Source organism: Hyphomicrobiales bacterium (assembly GCA_039973685.1).
Lineage (GTDB): Bacteria > Pseudomonadota > Alphaproteobacteria > Rhizobiales > JACESI01 > JACESI01.
Window position 1 is genome coordinate 22959 of sequence record JBDWKL010000027.1, and the last position, 16662, is coordinate 39620.

A 16662-nucleotide genomic window follows, 5' to 3' on the forward strand; every position below is an offset into this window, starting at 1 on the left:
TTTCATATGTCGGAAAATAATACTGGGTCCTTCCAATTACAAGAATTCTGGCCTTATGCCCTTAACCAAGCGGCTGAGGCAACTAGTCTTGGATTTCAATCGGTCTATCGAAAAAAGTTGGCAATGACACGCACAGAATGGCGTGTTTTGGCCCATTTGGGTGAGTTTGGGCAGATGACGGCGAAAGAAATATGCCATCGGGCAAGCCTGCATAAGACAAAGGTTTCTCGGGCTGTCGTTGCATTGGAGAATAAGCGCTGGCTTAACCGTTCTACCCATGAGCAAGACAGGCGCGCTGAGTATTTGATTCTAACTTCTGCAGGTGAGCAAGCCTATCACGACCTCACAAAAGACGGGGATGCGCTTAATGCTGAACTCGTCGCAGGGCTTAATGCCGATGAGCTTGCGACTTTCAGAAAAGTCTTAGATACCCTGTCGCGCAATGCGAAGGACTTTGTTTAGTCTTCAAACACATAGTGCAACAGCTGCACCTCATTAAAGAACATTGCATAAAAGTCTGGAAGCATATCGCGGGCTTTATATCGAGCCTCAGTCTCCATCGCCTGATCGAGTGAGGCTTGGTCTTCGTAGGTGACGATGAGAGCCAGCGGAATGGTTGGGCCGTTTTTATCGTCTTCAACATTGAACAGAATTTTGACGTCTTCGCTTGGCTGAAACCCGCGCCACAAGGGAGCGAGTTCTGCTTCCACATAGGCACGCATCGCGGCCTCTTGTCCTGCCTTAATGGTTCCTTGAAAGAATGCGCATTTGGTGATCATGGCTAGCCACCACGATGTTTGAAGCTATCACGGCGGAAACTATAGAGCGCGTTCGGGTCAACGGCGATGTCGACAACGGCTGGCTTGCCACAGGCGAGAGCGGCTTCCACCGCGCCTGCTACATCGCCAAGATTGTCTGCACGAAAACCTCTTGCTCCGTATAGCTCTGCTAGTTCATCAAAACGCGGGCTTGAAATATCAGCACCGATATAACGGCCATTGAAGAAATCGCGCTGATAGGCTTTTTCTGCACCCCAACATTGGTTGTTCATGACTAGTGTGACCGTGTTGATGTTGTGATCAACGGCGGTGGAAAGCTCGGAGACCGTCATCCCGAAACCGCCATCTCCCATAAGGCTGACGACGGGTCGGTCTGGACGGGCGCATTTGATGCCGAGGCCAGCCGCGAAGGAGAAGCCAACAAGGCCAAAATCAAGCGGCGTGAACAGGCTTTTGGGTGTCCAGTAATTCAGCGCGTCAGTTGCTTGCAGGCATAGGGTGCCAGCATCCATGGTGATAGCTGCCTCTTGCGGTATCACGCCACGCAGGGTTTTGAAGAGGCCAGAGGGCTGCGTCGGGTCGGTTAAGATCGCATCCGCATCACGTTTGGCGAGATAGGCTTGGCGCTCTTCTTGAAATGTTGTGGTCCACTGATCAGCCAGCGCGCGGTTTTCGATTTTTTCAATTGCCGCCGTCATTTGTTTTGCGGCCATTGGGGCATCTGACCAAATGCCAAGCTCAACAGGGAAAAAGCGGCCAATCGCTGTCGGTTCTAATTCTACATGGATGATCTTCGCATCGCGGTTGATGTTGTCATAGGTATAGAATGTCGAGTTAAACCCGAGGCGTGTCCCAAGCGCCAAAATAACGTCAGCCTCCTTTGCAAGCCGAGAAGCAACGGGATTGCCGCGTGGGCCCATTTGCCCCGCGTTTAGGGGATGACCGAAGGGTATCGCATCACCATGACCGGGTGAAGTGACAATTGGCGCGTTGAGCTTTTCGGCAAGAGCAAGCGCTGCCGCGTGACCATTTGTGTTCTTGATGCCACCACCTGCAATAATCACGGGTTGAGTGGCGCCAGCCAACATCCGCGCAGCTTGTTCGATTAGATCTGGATCACCAGCGGGGAGCGATTGGTTGCGATAATTCTTTGGCGCTTGTAGATCATCGAATTCTGCTTGGGCAGAGAGCACATCGCGCGGCAAGTTTAATTGAACTGGCCCACGACGCGGGGTGAGGGCTGTTCTGAAGGCTTCCCGCATTAGTTCAGGCACACGACCTGCTGATGGTGCTGTCCATGTTTTCTTGGTGACAGGCGTGAACAATGATTGCTGATCGACTTCTTGAAACGCATCGCGGTAGATGTGTTCAGAAGATAAAGCGCCTGAGATAGAGACCACGGGCGAGAAGGCCGCTTTTGCTTGACTGAGACCTGTTACCAAGTTCGTGGTGCCGGGGCCGTTTTGTCCGGCAAGGATAACGCCAGCTTTGCCAGAGGCACGGGCAAATCCGTCCGCCATATGGGTGCCTGTGCGTTCATCATGCACGCCGATGAAGTTGATGTCTTTTGCATCATAAAGGGCATCGAACATTTCCATTGTGGCTGAACCGATAAGGCCGAATACGTGGGAGGTTTCTTCGGCCTTTAGCGCTTCAACGGCTGCTTGCCCGCCTGAAAGTGTCTTTGTCATTGGGCCTCCGCCTTTTTTAAATCTAAGAATGTTAGGACGGGTTCGATGAAGAGGTCAGGTCTTTCCATCATCCCTAAATGCTGCAGATGATCGACGATGATCGTCTCGCTACCCGCAATTTCGCCTGCAATATCATGGCTCATTTTAGGTGTGCTGCCGGTGTCGTTTTCACAGGTCATCACTAGGGTTGGCTTGGTGATTGGTGGCTCTGGGTTGATGAGTTCCCGCACACCATTGGCCAAAACCCACGCAGCCTGTGCATAGCTTTCAGGATCCACGAGATCACGCCACGCTCGAACTTTTGTGACACCATCACCCGTTTCTAAATAGTCAGGTGTGAACCAACGGCTCAAAGCAGCATCAAGCGTTGCCGTTGGGCCTTCTTCGCGGACTTTGGCCGCACGTTCTTCAACGGCCAATTGTGCTTCTTCGCCGCGATCATGGGGAGAATTCAGGATGACGAGGTTTTCAAGTCGATTGTTATGGTCAAAAGCGAAGCGGCGATTGATCATGCCGCCAATTGAAAAACCGATGAGGCTTGCGGTTTGAATATCCAAATGATCGAGCAAGTGCGCGATTTGATCTGAATATACTTTCAGCGATGCGGTCTTAGGCGGTGGTGTGCTTTCGCCGTGGCCGTATAGATCATAGAGAATAAGCTGGTAATCTTTGGACCACGCCTCAGTGAAATCATCAAAGATATGATGACAAAGACCAAGGCCGTGGATCAACACCAGTGGCGGATGGTCAGCATTGCCGACCACCTCATGTGCTGTGCCATCTGGTGCATGCTTTGTTGCCATGATGCTTACACACCTGCTGGATTGTCGACGTCATGCCCCATTTCTTTGAGGTCTTCGTAGCGATTGCCGATGCGGTGATGTGGGTGGCCACCAACGGAGGCGCCAAGGGCGATGACCATCTCATCTTCTGCTGGTGCATCTGGAATGCTGAGGTGGATGGTTTGATAATGCGAACGACGCCCGCCATCATCTTTATCCATCAATGGGATTACCAATGATGTGCCAGCGCCGCCACGTGTGTTGGCGAAGACGAGATAAGATTTCGCGTCCACAGCTTCGCGGTATTGATTGCCGAAATAAAGCGTGTGGGTGAGGGCTTGTGCGTGTTCTAGCGAGCCGCCCATGCCAACAAGAGATGCTTTGCCGTAGCCTTCCAATTTGTCGCCTGTCACATCAAGGATCATGTCGGTCAGCAATTTACCAATTACTGGCCCTGTTTCGCGCGTTGCTGGGCGAAGGTCTTCAACATAGCCTTGCCCGGCCCAAGGGTTCTTGATGATTGCCATTGCGGCAACAAGCTTTGTTGGCTGCGCAACAGCGCGGTCTTCTTCGTGCAGGGTGGTTTGGATATTTAAGAGGGTGCGGCGAATTTCTACGGCCATGAATTGTCTCCATAAGGGTATTTAAGCAAAGGCGGGCATGACTTCATCAATGAAGAGTTTGAGCGAGCGTTTTTGTACGTCGCGATCTAGGCCCATTGAGGCGTAATAGATGAATGCATCGACACCAATTTTTTCGTGTTGTTTGATTTTCTCAATCACCGTATCGGGTGAGCCGAACATCAAGTTTTCTTCGAGCATCTTAGGGTCAACACGCACATTGCCATCAAGCTCTTCCAGCGGCACTTGATCAGGGAAGCCATTGTGAACGTCACCTTTTTTCATCATCAAATTGCCGAATTGACCAAGAACGTGACGCACGGACGAAATCGACTTTTCGCGGTCTGCTTCATTGGCGTAAAGGGCGGTGTGGCGCATCAATGCAAATGTGCGGTTCCATGTGCCACCAGCCTTTGCGATGGATTCGTCCAACTGCGTGCGATATTTTTCAGATTCTGAAAACGGCATGGTGAGAGGCCAGCACATAATATTGCAATCATTAGCAACCGCATAATCAAACGTGATTGGTGAGCGAGCCGCAACCCAAATAGGCACTTCATCTTGCAACGGCTTCGGGCAAGAGGTTGATTTTGGAAATTCCCAATAGTCGCCTTTGTGCTCCACATCGCCTTTCCAAAGCTTACGAATAAGGGGCAGCATTTCTTGCATATAGCGCCATGAGTCAGGCTGTTGCAGGCCCGGTTTCATGCGGTCAAATTCGCGTTGATAGGCGCCAGAACCAAGACCCATTTCAAGACGGCCACCTGATAAAAGGTCAACCATTGCTGCTTCACCAGCGATATTGATTGGGTGCCAATAAGCAGCATTGGCCACACCGCAACCAAGGCGGATATTGTTGGTATGATCTCCCCACCATGTCATCAATTGAAACGGGTTTGGTGCGATGGTCATTTCAACGGCATGATGTTCTGCCGCCCAAGCAATTTCGAAACCGGCAGCATCTGCCATTTGCACCATTTCAAGCGTATGGTCGCGGACCTCACGCATGTCAGTTTCAGCGTTCATTCGTTCCAGATTGATGGCAATTTGAAATTTCATGACTTAGGCTCCCCCCGAGCATATGGTCGTTTATTGTCAGCGCATTTTAAATGGGTTGGCGATTGGATCGTCTGACAGGTTCATCCAAACGGTTTTTGGTCTTGTGTAATCGTAAAGCGCCTGCAGACCTGCTTCGCGGCCATATCCGCTGTGTTTCATGCCGCCAAATTCTGCGATTGGCGAAATCACGCGGTATGTGTTGACCCAGATGATGCCAGCTTTGACTTTCTTAGACATACGAAGCGAGCGTGCGCTGTCACGAGTGAAGATGCCAGCGGCGAGGCCGTGCTTTGTATCGTTCGCGAGGGCTACCACTTCGTCTTCCGTTTTGAAGCGCTGCACAGCGAGGACAGGGCCAAACAGTTCTGTGTCTACAATCGTCATGTCTTGGCGTGGGCATTCGATGATGGTCGGCTCATAAAACATGCCCGCAAGGTCGGGCTGCTTGCCGCCTGTCAGCACTGTGCCGCCTTCTTTTTCAGCAAGTGCAACTTGCTCTTGAATATGGTCAAGCTGTCCCTGTGTGCAAAGCGGCCCCATTTCGGTTTCATCAGCCTGCGGGTCGCCGATTTTAATGGTTTTAGCAATGGCGATCATCTTTTCCAAAAATGCATCCGCAATGTCTTCATGGAGATATAGCCGTGAACCTGCGACACAGCTTTGGCCCGTTGCGCCGAAAATACCAGCGACAGAACCATTTACAGCGCTATCAAGGTCCGCATCATCAAACACGATGAAGGGCGATTTTCCGCCGAGTTCTAAGGAAACTTCAGCAAAGTTTTCCGCTGAATTTCGAATGATGTGCTTGGCGGATTGTGGTCCGCCAGTAAAGGCAACGCGGGCAACATCTGGGTGTGAGGTGAGGGTGCGGCCACAGGGTTCGCCGTGGCCTGTGATAATGTTGATTACACCTTTTGGAATGCCTGCTTGTTCAACCAATTTGCCAAAGGCTAACAGCGGCGCAGATGCCTGCTCTGACGCTTTCAATACAATGGTGTTTCCTGCAGCTAAGGCGGGGCCAATTTTGGTGGCACTTAAGAACATTTGGCTATTCCACGGCACAACCGCCGCGATCACGCCAAGGGGTTCACGGGCAGTGAAAACGAACATGTCTGGCTTGTCGATTGGTAAGGTTTCACCGTGAATTTTATCCGCAGCACCACCATAAAAATGCAGGTACTCCGCGATATAAGTGGCTTGCCACGCGGTTTCCTTGAACATCTTGCCCGTGTCTTGGGTTTCAATGCGGCCAAGTTCTTCTGAATTTGCAGCCAGCAGATCACCAAGCCGATGTAAGCACTTGCCGCGTGCCGTTGGTGTCATGGCTCCCCATTCACCTTCTAACGCATACTTGGCGGCGGCAACTGCGCGCTCGACATCGGCCTCAGTGGCTTCTGGCACGGTTGCCCATACAGCACCAGTGGCTGGATTGGTGCTTTCAAAGGTCTTGCCGTTTGATGCTTGCACCCAGTCTCCGTCGATTAACATGTCAAAAGATTGGATGTCGTTCATCTTAGGCCTCTTCTGTTTTCTTTTGGAGTGTTTGATAGTCTCCGTCGCAATAAGTAAGCGGAGGCTTTCCAACGATTGTTGAAGCATCAACCAAGCCGATTGCTATTACATGGCTACCGGATGGGACGAGTTGTTCTAATTGGCAGCGAAAGACCGTTGAACCGACAATTTCAGGCACCACAGCGTCAGTGGTGTTGATGCCATCAAATCTGTCTTCGACATTGTCGTCGTCCATGCCTGCAAAGCGCTTGGCAATGGCTGCACTACCTTCAGGCAACACATTGACGGTGAAAACGCCGTTTGCTTTTACCAATTCGCCAATGCGTGACGTGGCATTCAAGCATACCAGCACAGTCGGAGGATCAGCTGAAACGGAACAAAACGCGGAAACAGTTGCGCCATGCCGACCGCTAGCACCATCGGTGGTGACGACTGTTACACTATGTGCGACAGCACGCATGGCTTGGATGAATTCTTCGCGTTTCACTTGTGTTCCTTTCAACAGGCTCAACATGTCCCGTTATGTTGCAAAGTATTTGAATTTCATGATATTGAAAAACGAATTATTTCGATAGTTTAATGCAAAAAATTCGAATTGATCATCATGCAACTCAACGAACTACGTACCTTTTTGGCAATTATAGAAACAGGTAGCTTGATCAAGGCATCTGAGCAACTCAATGTCACGCAATCAACCGTTACTGCAAGGTTGAAATCTTTGGAAGCTGAGATTGGGCAAAGCTTGATCAATCGGCAAAAATCTGGCGTCTCATTAACGGCGGCAGGTGTGCGGTTTCAACGCTATGCCAGCACCATCACGAACCTATGGCGGCAAGCAAGACAAGAAACTTCTTTGCCTGATGCGCTCAGTTCGGTTTGCAACATTGGGTGCCATCCAGATTTGTGGCCGGCATTGGGGCAGGAGGTTTTTAATTACATTCGCAAAGAGGTGCCTCAGGTGGCGCTTTCGATTTGGCAAGGTAGTTCTAGAGATATGCGGGGCTGGTTGGATGACGGTTTGGTTGATTTTGCCATCACGCATTCACCCAGTGTGGCGCAAGAACAAGAGATTGTTCGCAGCATAGATGACCAATTGATTTTGGTTTCAACCGAAAGAGACAGCCCCATCACATTTGATCCGAAATACTTCTTCGTTGAGGCGGGTGAGGCTTTTGGTCGCGAACATGCTGCAACCTTTGCCGATGCAAATACATCGCGTATCAGTTTTGGCTCGGCCACATTGGGGCTTGAATATTTGTTATCTGAAGGCGGCAGTGCATATCTTCCCTTACGATTGGCGCGCCCTTACATCGACAAAGGGGAGATCCATATTTTAGAAGCAGCACCCACCTTCGAACGCGGCGCCTATTTAATTGTTAACAAGACAGCAGCTAAAGCGTGGCCATGGCTTGAAAACTGTCTCATCAATTCCATAAATTTGGCGATGGACAAATAGAAGCACGAAGTTCATTGTCAGCCGTCGACAACCAAACGAATCCATTCCCAAACAAACGGAATGGCTAAGAGCCGCGAAAACTTGGCGGCTTTGATTATTTCAAGGAGATGGCTATGCAAGATGCCCGCAAATTTTATATAAATGGCCAATGGGTTGCTCCATTGTCTGGAACGGATATGGACGTAATTGATCCTTCTAACGAAGAGGCGTTTGCGACTATTTCTCTAGGTGGTGAAGCTGACACCAATGCGGCAGTTGCGGCGGCTAATGCTGCGTTTGCCAAATGGCGTCTGACTTCAAAGGCAGAACGGCTTGAGCTTCTTGAAAACATTTTGGCGATTTATCTCAAGCGTTCCGATGAAATGGGCGCTGTTATCTCCCGCGAAATGGGTGCGCCGATTGTTATGTCAAAGCAGATGCAATCTGGCACTGGCAGCTTTCACATTCAGGCATTTATTGAGGCCTTGAAGGGGTTTGAGTTTGAGCGCGAGCTGAGACCAAACACGCCAAACGACAAGATTATTTATGAGCCAATCGGGGTTTGTGGTTTGATCACACCTTGGAACTGGCCAATGAACCAGATTTGCTTGAAGGTTATTCCGGCTCTTGCAACTGGTTGCACGATGATTTTGAAACCATCTGAGCAATCACCATTGTCTGCAATGCTCTTCACAGAAATTTTGGATGAAGCGGGTGTTCCAGCTGGCGTTTACAACCTCGTCAACGGCGATGGCCCAGGTGTTGGTTCACAGCTTTCAAACCACCCTGATGTTGAAATGATCAGCTTCACGGGTTCAACTCGTGCTGGTAAAGCAATCAGCATTGCTGGTGCTGAGACAATCAAGCGCATCAGCTTGGAGCTTGGTGGCAAGGGTGCGAATTTGATCTTTGCTGATGCGAGCGACAAAGCCGTGCAGCAAGGTATTGCTCGTTGTTTCAACAACACTGGCCAATCGTGCAACGCGCCAACACGTATGCTTGTTGAGCGTTCGCGCTATGATCAAGCGGTTGAAGAAGCGACTGCGGCGGCTGAAGCGACTGCGGTTAATCTATCCTCAGAAGAAGGCCGTCACATTGGCCCACTTGTTTCTGAGATGCAGTTTAACAAGGTTCAAGACCTTATTCAGATCGGCATTGATGAAGGCGCTAAATTGGTTGCTGGTGGTGTTGGTCGTCCGAATGGTTTGAACCGTGGTTTCTTCGTTAAACCAACCGTCTTTGCTGATTGTAACAATGACATGCGCATCATGCGTGAAGAAGTCTTTGGTCCGGTTATCTCTTTGATGGCGTTTGACAGCGAAGAGGAAGCCATTGCCATTGCAAATGACACGGATTATGGCCTCACCAATTACATTCAGACCTCTGATCAAGAAAAAGCACACCGCGTTGCTCGCGAACTTCGCAGCGGCATGGTGGACATCAACGGTGTTGGCAGAAGCGCTGGTTCACCGTTCGGTGGCATGAAGCAATCTGGTAATGGCCGTGAAGGTGGCGAATGGGGACTAGAAGAGTTCCTCGAAGTTCGTGCCATCGGTGGTTGGGATACATAATCACCCAAACTAGGCCTTTGATAATTGACGAGAAATGGTGGGCTTGCCCCACCATTTTTTTTGGCGTGAGAGCATGAATTGAAACCGAGTATTAAGCTTCGATCGTGGGTAGGGTGATTGCTAGATCAAACCCGCTTTAACTCAGTTCAATTTCCAAACGTGCATATAGGCCGAAGTTAGAGTATAGAGAGGTCGTGTGCCGCTATTATCCGTTTTCTTGATTTGAATGATGCTTTGACTATGTATCGTAATGCTCTGAAAAATAAGACAAAAATGTTCTCAGTCGCTCCAATGATGGATTGGACCGACCGCCATTGCCGTTATTTACATCGTACCCTCACGAAGCAAGCCTTGCTTTATACTGAGATGGTGACGGCGGATGCTGTTATTCATGGGCAGCGTGAGCGGTTGATTGGTTTTTCAAAGCAAGAACATCCGCTCGCCATTCAGCTTGGCGGCAGTGATCCTAATAAGCTGCAAAAAGCCGCAAAGATTGCAGAAGATTTTGGCTACGATGAAGTCAATCTCAATGTCGGGTGCCCCTCTGACCGCGTGCAAAACGGTACCTTCGGCGCTTGCTTGATGCGCGACCCGCAGTTGGTCGCTGATTGTGTTGATGCCATGAAGCAAGCGGTATCCATGCCTGTCACCGTTAAATGTCGCATTGGTGTGGATGATCAAGAGCCAGAAGAGGCGCTCAATAAGATCGCTGATGATGTTTTCACCGCAGGTTGTGACGCCTTATGGGTTCATGCCCGAAAAGCTTGGTTGCAAGGGCTTAGCCCGAAAGAAAACCGCGATGTGCCGCCACTTGATTATGGGCTTGTCTATGCATTGAAAGAGCGCTTGTCAGATCGTTTCATCGGGATCAATGGCGGGATCGCCACGCTTGATGATGCCGAACCACATCTTAAATTTGTAGATGGTGTTATGCTGGGCCGCGCTGCTTATCATGATGCTAGTCTTCTAGCAGATGTTGATCAGCGCATTTACGGCGTTGAGAGCGACGATTTTGATTGGAACGACGTGTTAGAGACCATGATGGCTTATTGCGCTGAGCAGCAGGCGAACGGTTTCCGTCTCTCAGCTATTACGCGTCATATGATTGGCCTGTTCCATGGCCGCACGGGCGCTAAACGCTATCGCCAAATTTTGTCTGAAGAAGCGCGGTTAGACACAGCAACGCCGGATATCTTGCGCCGTGCCTTTGCGGTGGTGATGCCTGAGCTTGGCGATCAAGACGCTGCTTAAACGCTCAATCCCTAGTTTTTAAACTCCAGCGTATCGCCCGTTACCTGAAACGATGACAGCGTGTCCATGAAGGTCATGCCGAGTAAGCTGGTGCGTAGATCGCCTTGCTGCGCGATGAGGCCGCGCACATTTTCACGGCGGATTGAACCGACTTCTAAAACGCCGATGCGAATGGGGGCGGTTTGTGTCGTACCGTTTGCTGTGCTGACGGTTATGCCGAAGCTGAGTTTTTCAGGGCTGAAGCCTGCTTTAACCGCGTCGTTATAGGTCAGGACAACCGCACTTGCGCCCGTATCGAATATGAAATCGATAGCGGCGTCATTCACTTTAGATTTGACGACGAAGTCATTGCTTTGATTGCGCTTTATCACAACACGGCCATCACCTAATTCAGCAGGTGTGCCAGGGGTAAGGCTTGCAATCGTTTGAGAGTAAATTGGTGCGAGGCTGTCTTTGGCTGAATATCCAACGATCAATGCTAAGCCAAGAGCCAACCAAATTCCGGCATCGCGCAAAAACTTGGTCAATTTGAAATTCCGCAATGTTATGCCAGACGCGATAAGTATCAACACAGCGGCCAGATAACCCAAACGGCCAAGCTCTTCGTTCTCCAGCCCGACAGATTGTGACGCACCGGGAAAAAACACCAAGATTACGAGTAAAGTCCCGATTGCCGCCAGAACCAGCGACAGGATGAGATTGCCTCTCATGATATCGTTCTCCGTTTAGCTTTCTAAGCCACGTTCTGCCCTAAGGCGTTGGCGGTTTGCTCGTCCGGTTCGGTTTTTGCGACGTTTCGCGGTTATCTGCTCAATGCGGTCATCTAACTGCGGAATTATCTTTTCGCGATCTGCCCGCGATATATTCAGCCAATTGTTGATTTCTTCCGAAGTACGCCCGCAACCAAGGCAAACACCGTCATCGCTGTCTCGAACGCAAATTTGAACACAGGGGTTTGCTAGGCGCTGTTCTAAGGAAAGGGAGGATTTCTCGTTCATGGTGTGAATGTAAGCAGTCCGATTAGAAATGCAATCTCTGCAAGCACTTGTATTGCACCGATTGTATCACCGCTTTGCCCACCAATCTGCTGGATGCACAGTTTGCGAAAGCCAACCAACAGCAAGATGATAAGGCCGATTGAGATAGTAATGGAGAAAATCGAAACGCCTGCGATTAATGGCAAGAGAACACTACCGCCGCCAATTAATAAGGCTGTTCGTGCAGATTGTGGTGATGGTGTCCCAAAAGTGCTCGATAGCCCATCTTCTCTGGCGGCTGGAAGGCTCTGCCAGAACCAAACTTGCACAGATCGTGATACTGTTTGCGCGGCGATAAAGCCTGCAATCGCAAGGAAGAATGAGAGGTCGAGGAGGCTTGATAGGAGTGCAAACCGCATTAAGAATGAAATGACCAGCGCCACAGCACCAAAGGCACCGACGCTGCTGTCTTTCATAATCTCGAGCTTTCGATCACGAGTTGAGCCGCCGCCAAATCCGTCCGCGATATCGGCAAGGCCATCTTCATGTAAAGCGCCGGTGACGAGCGCTTGTGTTGCGATGGTAAGCACCGCGATAATTTCTGCATTTAGGCCAAGTGCGTAGGCCACGACCATAATGACGACAGCAGGCAAGCAGATGACAATGCCAGCAAGTGGAAATGACCAACTGCCATTTTCAAAATCGGGTTTTTTATGATTGGCAAGGCTGTCGGGTATAGGAATACGGGACAAAAATTGGACAGAAGAAAGTATGCACCCAAGAGAACTGCGTTCTCTATCGTCATTTTCGTCAGATTGCTCGCTAGACATTCATTCTACTCTTCAAAACTACCAAAATAGTGACTGATTTGGTGGATAACGGTGCTTTGCTAGTTATACAATCAACTCACGCCTTGTGAAAAGTAATAAAGACGCGTTAGAGGGGCACGTGCGTGGTAGGTATCACGGGCGAATGAAATTATACGCAAGGCCAAGTTAAATGAGTGAAAAAGCCGCAGGTGATCCTCTCGACGATATCCGCAATTTGTTGCGTATGATCCCTCAAGAAGACAAAGAAGCCATTGCAGCCGTTCGTGCACGCGACAAACAGCTTACCAAACCTGCTGGATCATTGGGAAAATTGGAAGAATTGGTTGAATGGCTTGCCGCTTGGCAAGGTGATCCTAAGCCGATTATCACACGTCCTTTGGTCACAATATTTGCGGCAAACCATGGCGTCGCTGACAAAGGTGTTTCCGCTTTCCCGCAAAGTGTTACGCAGTCGATGGTTGAAAACTTTGCAGCTGGTGGTGCGGCCATCAACCAGCTCTGCCTTGCTCATGACCTCGGTCTCAAAATATTCGATTTGGCGCTTGAAGTGCCAACACCAGATGTCAGCGAAGAAGATGCCTTCGATGCGGCAGGATGTGCGGCAACGCTGGCTTTTGGTATGGAAGCCATTGCTGGTGGCACGGATCTCTTGTGCATTGGTGAGATGGGCATTGCCAATACCACAGTGGCGTCAATCTTGTTCAATGCGCTTTATGGCGGTGATGCGAGTGATTGGGTTGGACCTGGCACTGGCATTGATAACGATACAATGAAAATCAAAGCGGATGTAGTGACCGCAGCCGTTAAGCGGATTGGCGGTCCTGTATCAACGTCAGGTCTAAGCGGGTTGGAGTTGTTGCGTCGTGTTGGTGGCCGTGAGATTGCGGCAATGTGCGGTGCTATTTTGGCAGCCCGTCATCAACGCATTCCTGTGATTATCGATGGTTTTGTTGCAACAGCTTCTGCTGCCATTCTGCACGCTGAACGCGCGGATGCGATTGACCATTGCTTGTTTGGTCACCGATCTGCGGAACCAGCCCATGATGCTGCTTTGAAAAAACTTGGCAAAGAGCCATTGCTTGATCTTGGTATGAGGCTAGGTGAGGGCAGTGGTGCGGCGATTGCAGCTGGCATTGTTAAGGCCGCTGCAAAAACCCACGCCGATATGGCGACCTTTGAACAAGCAGGTGTTGCTACGTCTTAAGCGCTTCGGCGATGCATAACCCGTTGAGGTGTTTGCTGGACAACGTTTCTTGAGTTTGTTTCTTTTGGTGCTAGCGCTTCGATGACGCGGCCTTTTGGTAGCGACACAGTAACCGAGGTTCCAACGCGTAATTTGGATTTTAAATCCAGCGTGCCTGAATGCATGTTGATGAGCGCCTGACAGATTGGAAGACCAAGACCTGTTCCTTGCTCTGCACTTTTGATAGCCAGCGAACCCTGACCGAATTGCGACAAGACAATTGGAATTTCCTCTTCGGGAATCCCTGGACCATTATCGCGAACCGCAATGTATTGACCGCCGCCTTTAGTCCAACCAACAAGCACGTTAATCTCACCACCTTGTGGTGTGAATTTTACGGCATTTGCCATGAGGTTGAGAATGATCTGACGAATTGCCCGTTCGTCCGCCCAGATACGGTTCATTCCTGGCTCTGTGGTGATCTTGATTTTGATATCTTTGTTCTTGGCTCTCAACATCATCAAAGTGTTACAGTCATTCAAGACCTCGACAATTGAGATAGCCTCTTCGTTCAATTCGTATCTACCAGCTTCGACGCGTGACAAATCAAGGATTTCATTGATGAGGTTTAGCAGGTGATCACCACTGGAATGAATGTCTGTGACATATTCTTTATAAGAAGCGTTTTCCAATGGGCCGAGCAATTCTTCTTTCATGATTTCAGAAAAACCAATGATCGCATTGAGTGGCGTTCTAAGTTCGTGGCTCATCGTGGCCAAGAAACGGGATTTAGCGAGGTTTGCTTCTTCAGCGCGACGTCTGGAATCGTTAGAGATCGCGGTTGCTTCTTCAAGCTCTACAATAAGGCCGTCTTTCTCAACCTTGATCTTGAACAATTGTAGCAAAGTGCTGCGAACTTGTTTGCCAAGCATGATAAACAAGAGTTGAGCTGCAACAAATAAGCCCGCCATCATCGTTAGGCTGGAATAACCAGTTTGGAAGAAGACAACGACAAGTACCATTGTAATAGGGCTTGTCGCAGCCAGCATGCCAATAAAGAGAGGTGCGGCAATAAAGGAGTAAAGTGCGACCACCACAAGCAAGGTTGCGAACAGGAACACCGGTTGGCTGAGTGAGCTTGTGCTGACAGGTATAAGCAAGAATGTTGACCAAACGATCCCGCTCAGTAGGTCGCCGCATACGAAAATACGGCGCCAGCCTTCAAGATCTTTGGGATCGTCGGGCATCTTCTTCAAAAACTTCATATTTTGATGCACGATCAGCATTTGTGCAGTTAGACTGACAAAAATCCATGCCAAAATATGGAAATAATTGTACCAAGTAAGACTGAGCATCCCGGTGAAGATGATAAACCAAGGAACGATTAGACCAGCGGTATTAAAATTACGGGCATGAGCAAGAAGAACATCGCGGTCAAAGTCGATCGAATAACCAGTCTCAGACGTAAGGTTTTCGCGTGCATTTCGCACAGCATTATTGACAGCATGACGGCGGTCCGCACGCTCTCTATTGGGGTGTTGACGTTCGTTTTTCGTTTGTGTCTCTGTAGCAAAGTCAGTCATTCTAGTCCCCAACGAACCATTCTGGTTCAATTTCCAAAGGACATCATGATTGATAAGGTTTAAAAATCGGCTGAAATGTATGGTTAATGAAGTGTTTTTGTTTGTTGCCAGATTGAAAAACGAGGAATTGAAAAAATGCGGTTATATGAAGACCCAAGAACACCTAACTCTTTGAGAGTGCAGTATTTTTTGTCAGAAAAGGGTGTGGACGTTGAGCGTGTTATTCTCGATATCAATTCACATGATCATAAGTCGGTAGAATTTGCGGAAAAAAATCCCAAAATGCGTGTTTCTGTTTTGGAGCTGGATGATGGCACGTTCATTTCTGAAAGCATGGCGATTTGTCGGTATTTTGAGGAGTTGCATCCAAAACCATCCTTGTTCGGTGATAGCGCAAAAGAGAAAGCCTTGATTGAAATGTGGAGCCGCCGTGCAGAACTTGGCTTGATGAGCGTCGTTGCTTCTGTGTTTCGGCACACCCACCCAAGCATGGCGACATTAGAAGTGCCGCAGATTAATGAATGGGCTGAAGCTAATCGTGGGAAGATCTCTGAAGAACTCGAAATGTATGATCATGCACTTGCTGATCGTCAATTTATTGCGGGCGATGCGTTTTCTGTTGCAGACATTACGCTTTTTGTGGCCGCCAACTTCATGCGGGTGACGAAGCGTCGTGTTGATGATAGCACCCCAAACCTGCTGGATTGGTTTGAGCGCATTAGTGCACGCGAGGCATTTCAACGTGGCCCTTGATGCATTGATCGAAGATATATCTGCTTGCCGGATTTGCGTGGAGACCCCGCTAAAGGAGCCGCTACCCCATGAGCCACGGCCTGTTTGTGTTTTGTCTCAAACGGCGCGTATTTGTATCGCAGGGCAGGCACCTGGAACGCGGGTCCATCAATCTGGGCGCCCCTTCACAGATCCATCTGGCGATCGTTTGCGGGACTGGATGGGTATTGGTGAGGACATTTTTTACAATCCTGATCAACTTGCTATCGTGCCGATGGGATTTTGCTTTCCTGGACTAGATGCAAAAGGCGGGGATTTGCCGCCGCGCCGCGAGTGTGTGGCGAAGTGGCACGATCAGATATTTGCCCAAATGCCGCAGATTGAGTTGGTGCTGGTCATTGGCCAATATGCACAAGCTTACCATCTGGGAAAAGCGCGAGAGAAAACGCTGACGGCGACGGTTCAAAACTGGCGACAGTATTATGAAAGTGATGCGCCCCGAAAAGTAATCCCTCTGCCGCACCCATCTTGGCGCAACAGTGGGTGGATAAAGAAAAACCCTTGGTTTAGTGATGACTTATTGCCTGTCTTGAAAAGCGAAATCGCACGCTTAGTATGATCTTTTGTTAATGGTTGTCGAAAAATATTCTAATCCAG

The 16662-nt window shown here is 49.5% G+C and carries 18 protein-coding genes; 7 read left to right on the forward strand and 11 right to left on the reverse strand.

Going from position 1 to position 16662, the window contains the following annotated elements:
* Nucleotides 1–6 precede the first annotated feature (6 nt).
* Nucleotides 7–462 (forward strand): MarR family winged helix-turn-helix transcriptional regulator, encoded by a 456-nt coding sequence (locus ABJO30_07895; protein MEP3232735.1) that lies wholly within the window; start codon nt 7–9, stop codon nt 460–462.
* Here ABJO30_07895 and ABJO30_07900 read toward each other — a convergent pair.
* Genes ABJO30_07900 through ABJO30_07930 form a run of 7 tightly spaced genes read right to left on the reverse strand, consistent with a single transcriptional unit; the run spans nt 459 to nt 6930 of the window.
* Complete coding sequence (locus tag ABJO30_07900; GenBank protein MEP3232736.1) at nt 459–779, reverse strand: hypothetical protein; 321 nt, start codon at nt 777–779, stop codon at nt 459–461. The two genes, ABJO30_07895 and ABJO30_07900, sit on opposite strands and share 4 nt — an antisense overlap.
* Before the next feature lie 2 nt (nt 780–781).
* Complete coding sequence (locus tag ABJO30_07905; GenBank protein ID MEP3232737.1) at nt 782–2470, reverse strand: thiamine pyrophosphate-binding protein; 1689 nt, start codon at nt 2468–2470, stop codon at nt 782–784.
* Nucleotides 2467–3273 carry an alpha/beta fold hydrolase gene (locus ABJO30_07910; protein ID MEP3232738.1) on the reverse strand — a complete coding sequence of 269 codons (807 nt, stop codon included), beginning with the start codon at nt 3271–3273 and terminating at the stop codon, nt 2467–2469. The genes ABJO30_07905 and ABJO30_07910 overlap by 4 nt, the downstream gene beginning before the upstream one ends.
* Nucleotides 3274–3278: 5 nt before the next feature.
* Complete coding sequence (locus ABJO30_07915) at nt 3279–3875, reverse strand: amino acid synthesis family protein (GenBank protein ID MEP3232739.1); 597 nt, start codon at nt 3873–3875, stop codon at nt 3279–3281.
* A gap of 21 nt (nt 3876–3896) precedes the next feature.
* A complete protein-coding gene (locus tag ABJO30_07920; GenBank protein MEP3232740.1) occupies nt 3897–4931 on the reverse strand; it encodes an LLM class flavin-dependent oxidoreductase in 1035 nt (344 codons plus the stop codon).
* Nucleotides 4932–4967: 36 nt separating this feature from the next.
* A complete protein-coding gene (locus tag ABJO30_07925) occupies nt 4968–6419 on the reverse strand; it encodes an aldehyde dehydrogenase (GenBank protein MEP3232741.1) in 1452 nt (483 codons plus the stop codon).
* A 25-nt stretch (nt 6420–6444) separates the two neighbouring features.
* Complete coding sequence (locus ABJO30_07930) at nt 6445–6930, reverse strand: flavin reductase family protein (protein MEP3232742.1); 486 nt, start codon at nt 6928–6930, stop codon at nt 6445–6447.
* A gap of 117 nt (nt 6931–7047) precedes the next feature.
* Here ABJO30_07930 and ABJO30_07935 point away from each other — a divergent pair, with 117 nt between their 5' ends.
* The 3 genes from ABJO30_07935 to dusA all read left to right on the forward strand — a co-directional run bounded on the left by ABJO30_07935 (nt 7048) and on the right by dusA (nt 10700).
* Nucleotides 7048–7899, forward strand: a complete 852-nt coding sequence (locus ABJO30_07935; protein MEP3232743.1) for a LysR family transcriptional regulator — start codon at nt 7048–7050, stop codon at nt 7897–7899.
* 113 nt (nt 7900–8012) lie between these two features.
* Complete coding sequence (locus ABJO30_07940) at nt 8013–9449, forward strand: aldehyde dehydrogenase family protein (protein MEP3232744.1); 1437 nt, start codon at nt 8013–8015, stop codon at nt 9447–9449.
* Nucleotides 9450–9689: 240 nt separating this feature from the next.
* Entirely contained in the window at nt 9690–10700 is a 1011-nt protein-coding gene (gene dusA, locus ABJO30_07945) for a tRNA dihydrouridine(20/20a) synthase DusA (GenBank protein MEP3232745.1), read from the forward strand.
* Nucleotides 10701–10711: 11 nt separating this feature from the next.
* Here dusA and ABJO30_07950 read toward each other — a convergent pair whose 3' ends face one another.
* Genes ABJO30_07950 through cobS form a run of 3 tightly spaced genes read right to left on the reverse strand, consistent with a single transcriptional unit; the run spans nt 10712 to nt 12507 of the window.
* A complete protein-coding gene (locus ABJO30_07950) occupies nt 10712–11410 on the reverse strand; it encodes a TIGR02281 family clan AA aspartic protease (protein MEP3232746.1) in 699 nt (232 codons plus the stop codon).
* Between the two features lie 15 nt (nt 11411–11425).
* Nucleotides 11426–11698, reverse strand: coding sequence for a DUF1289 domain-containing protein (locus ABJO30_07955; protein MEP3232747.1), 273 nt, complete (start codon nt 11696–11698; stop codon nt 11426–11428).
* Nucleotides 11695–12507 (reverse strand): adenosylcobinamide-GDP ribazoletransferase, encoded by an 813-nt coding sequence (cobS, locus tag ABJO30_07960; protein MEP3232748.1) that lies wholly within the window; start codon nt 12505–12507, stop codon nt 11695–11697. Before cobS ends, ABJO30_07955 begins: the two co-directional genes overlap by 4 nt.
* A 169-nt stretch (nt 12508–12676) precedes the next feature.
* On the opposite strand from cobS, the gene cobT reads away from it, so the two are divergent.
* Nucleotides 12677–13711, forward strand: coding sequence for a nicotinate-nucleotide--dimethylbenzimidazole phosphoribosyltransferase (cobT, locus tag ABJO30_07965; protein ID MEP3232749.1), 1035 nt, complete (start codon nt 12677–12679; stop codon nt 13709–13711).
* Here the strand turns inward: cobT and ABJO30_07970 are convergent.
* Nucleotides 13708–15273: a HAMP domain-containing sensor histidine kinase gene (locus ABJO30_07970; GenBank protein ID MEP3232750.1), complete on the reverse strand. Its 1566-nt coding sequence runs from the start codon at nt 15271–15273 to the stop codon at nt 13708–13710. The two genes, cobT and ABJO30_07970, sit on opposite strands and share 4 nt — an antisense overlap.
* Nucleotides 15274–15408: 135 nt before the next feature.
* On the opposite strand from ABJO30_07970, the gene ABJO30_07975 reads away from it, so the two are divergent.
* Nucleotides 15409–16026: a glutathione S-transferase family protein gene (locus tag ABJO30_07975; protein ID MEP3232751.1), complete on the forward strand. Its 618-nt coding sequence runs from the start codon at nt 15409–15411 to the stop codon at nt 16024–16026.
* Nucleotides 16016–16624, forward strand: coding sequence for a uracil-DNA glycosylase family protein (locus ABJO30_07980; protein ID MEP3232752.1), 609 nt, complete (start codon nt 16016–16018; stop codon nt 16622–16624). The genes ABJO30_07975 and ABJO30_07980 overlap by 11 nt, the downstream gene beginning before the upstream one ends.
* Nucleotides 16625–16662: the final 38 nt, after the last annotated feature.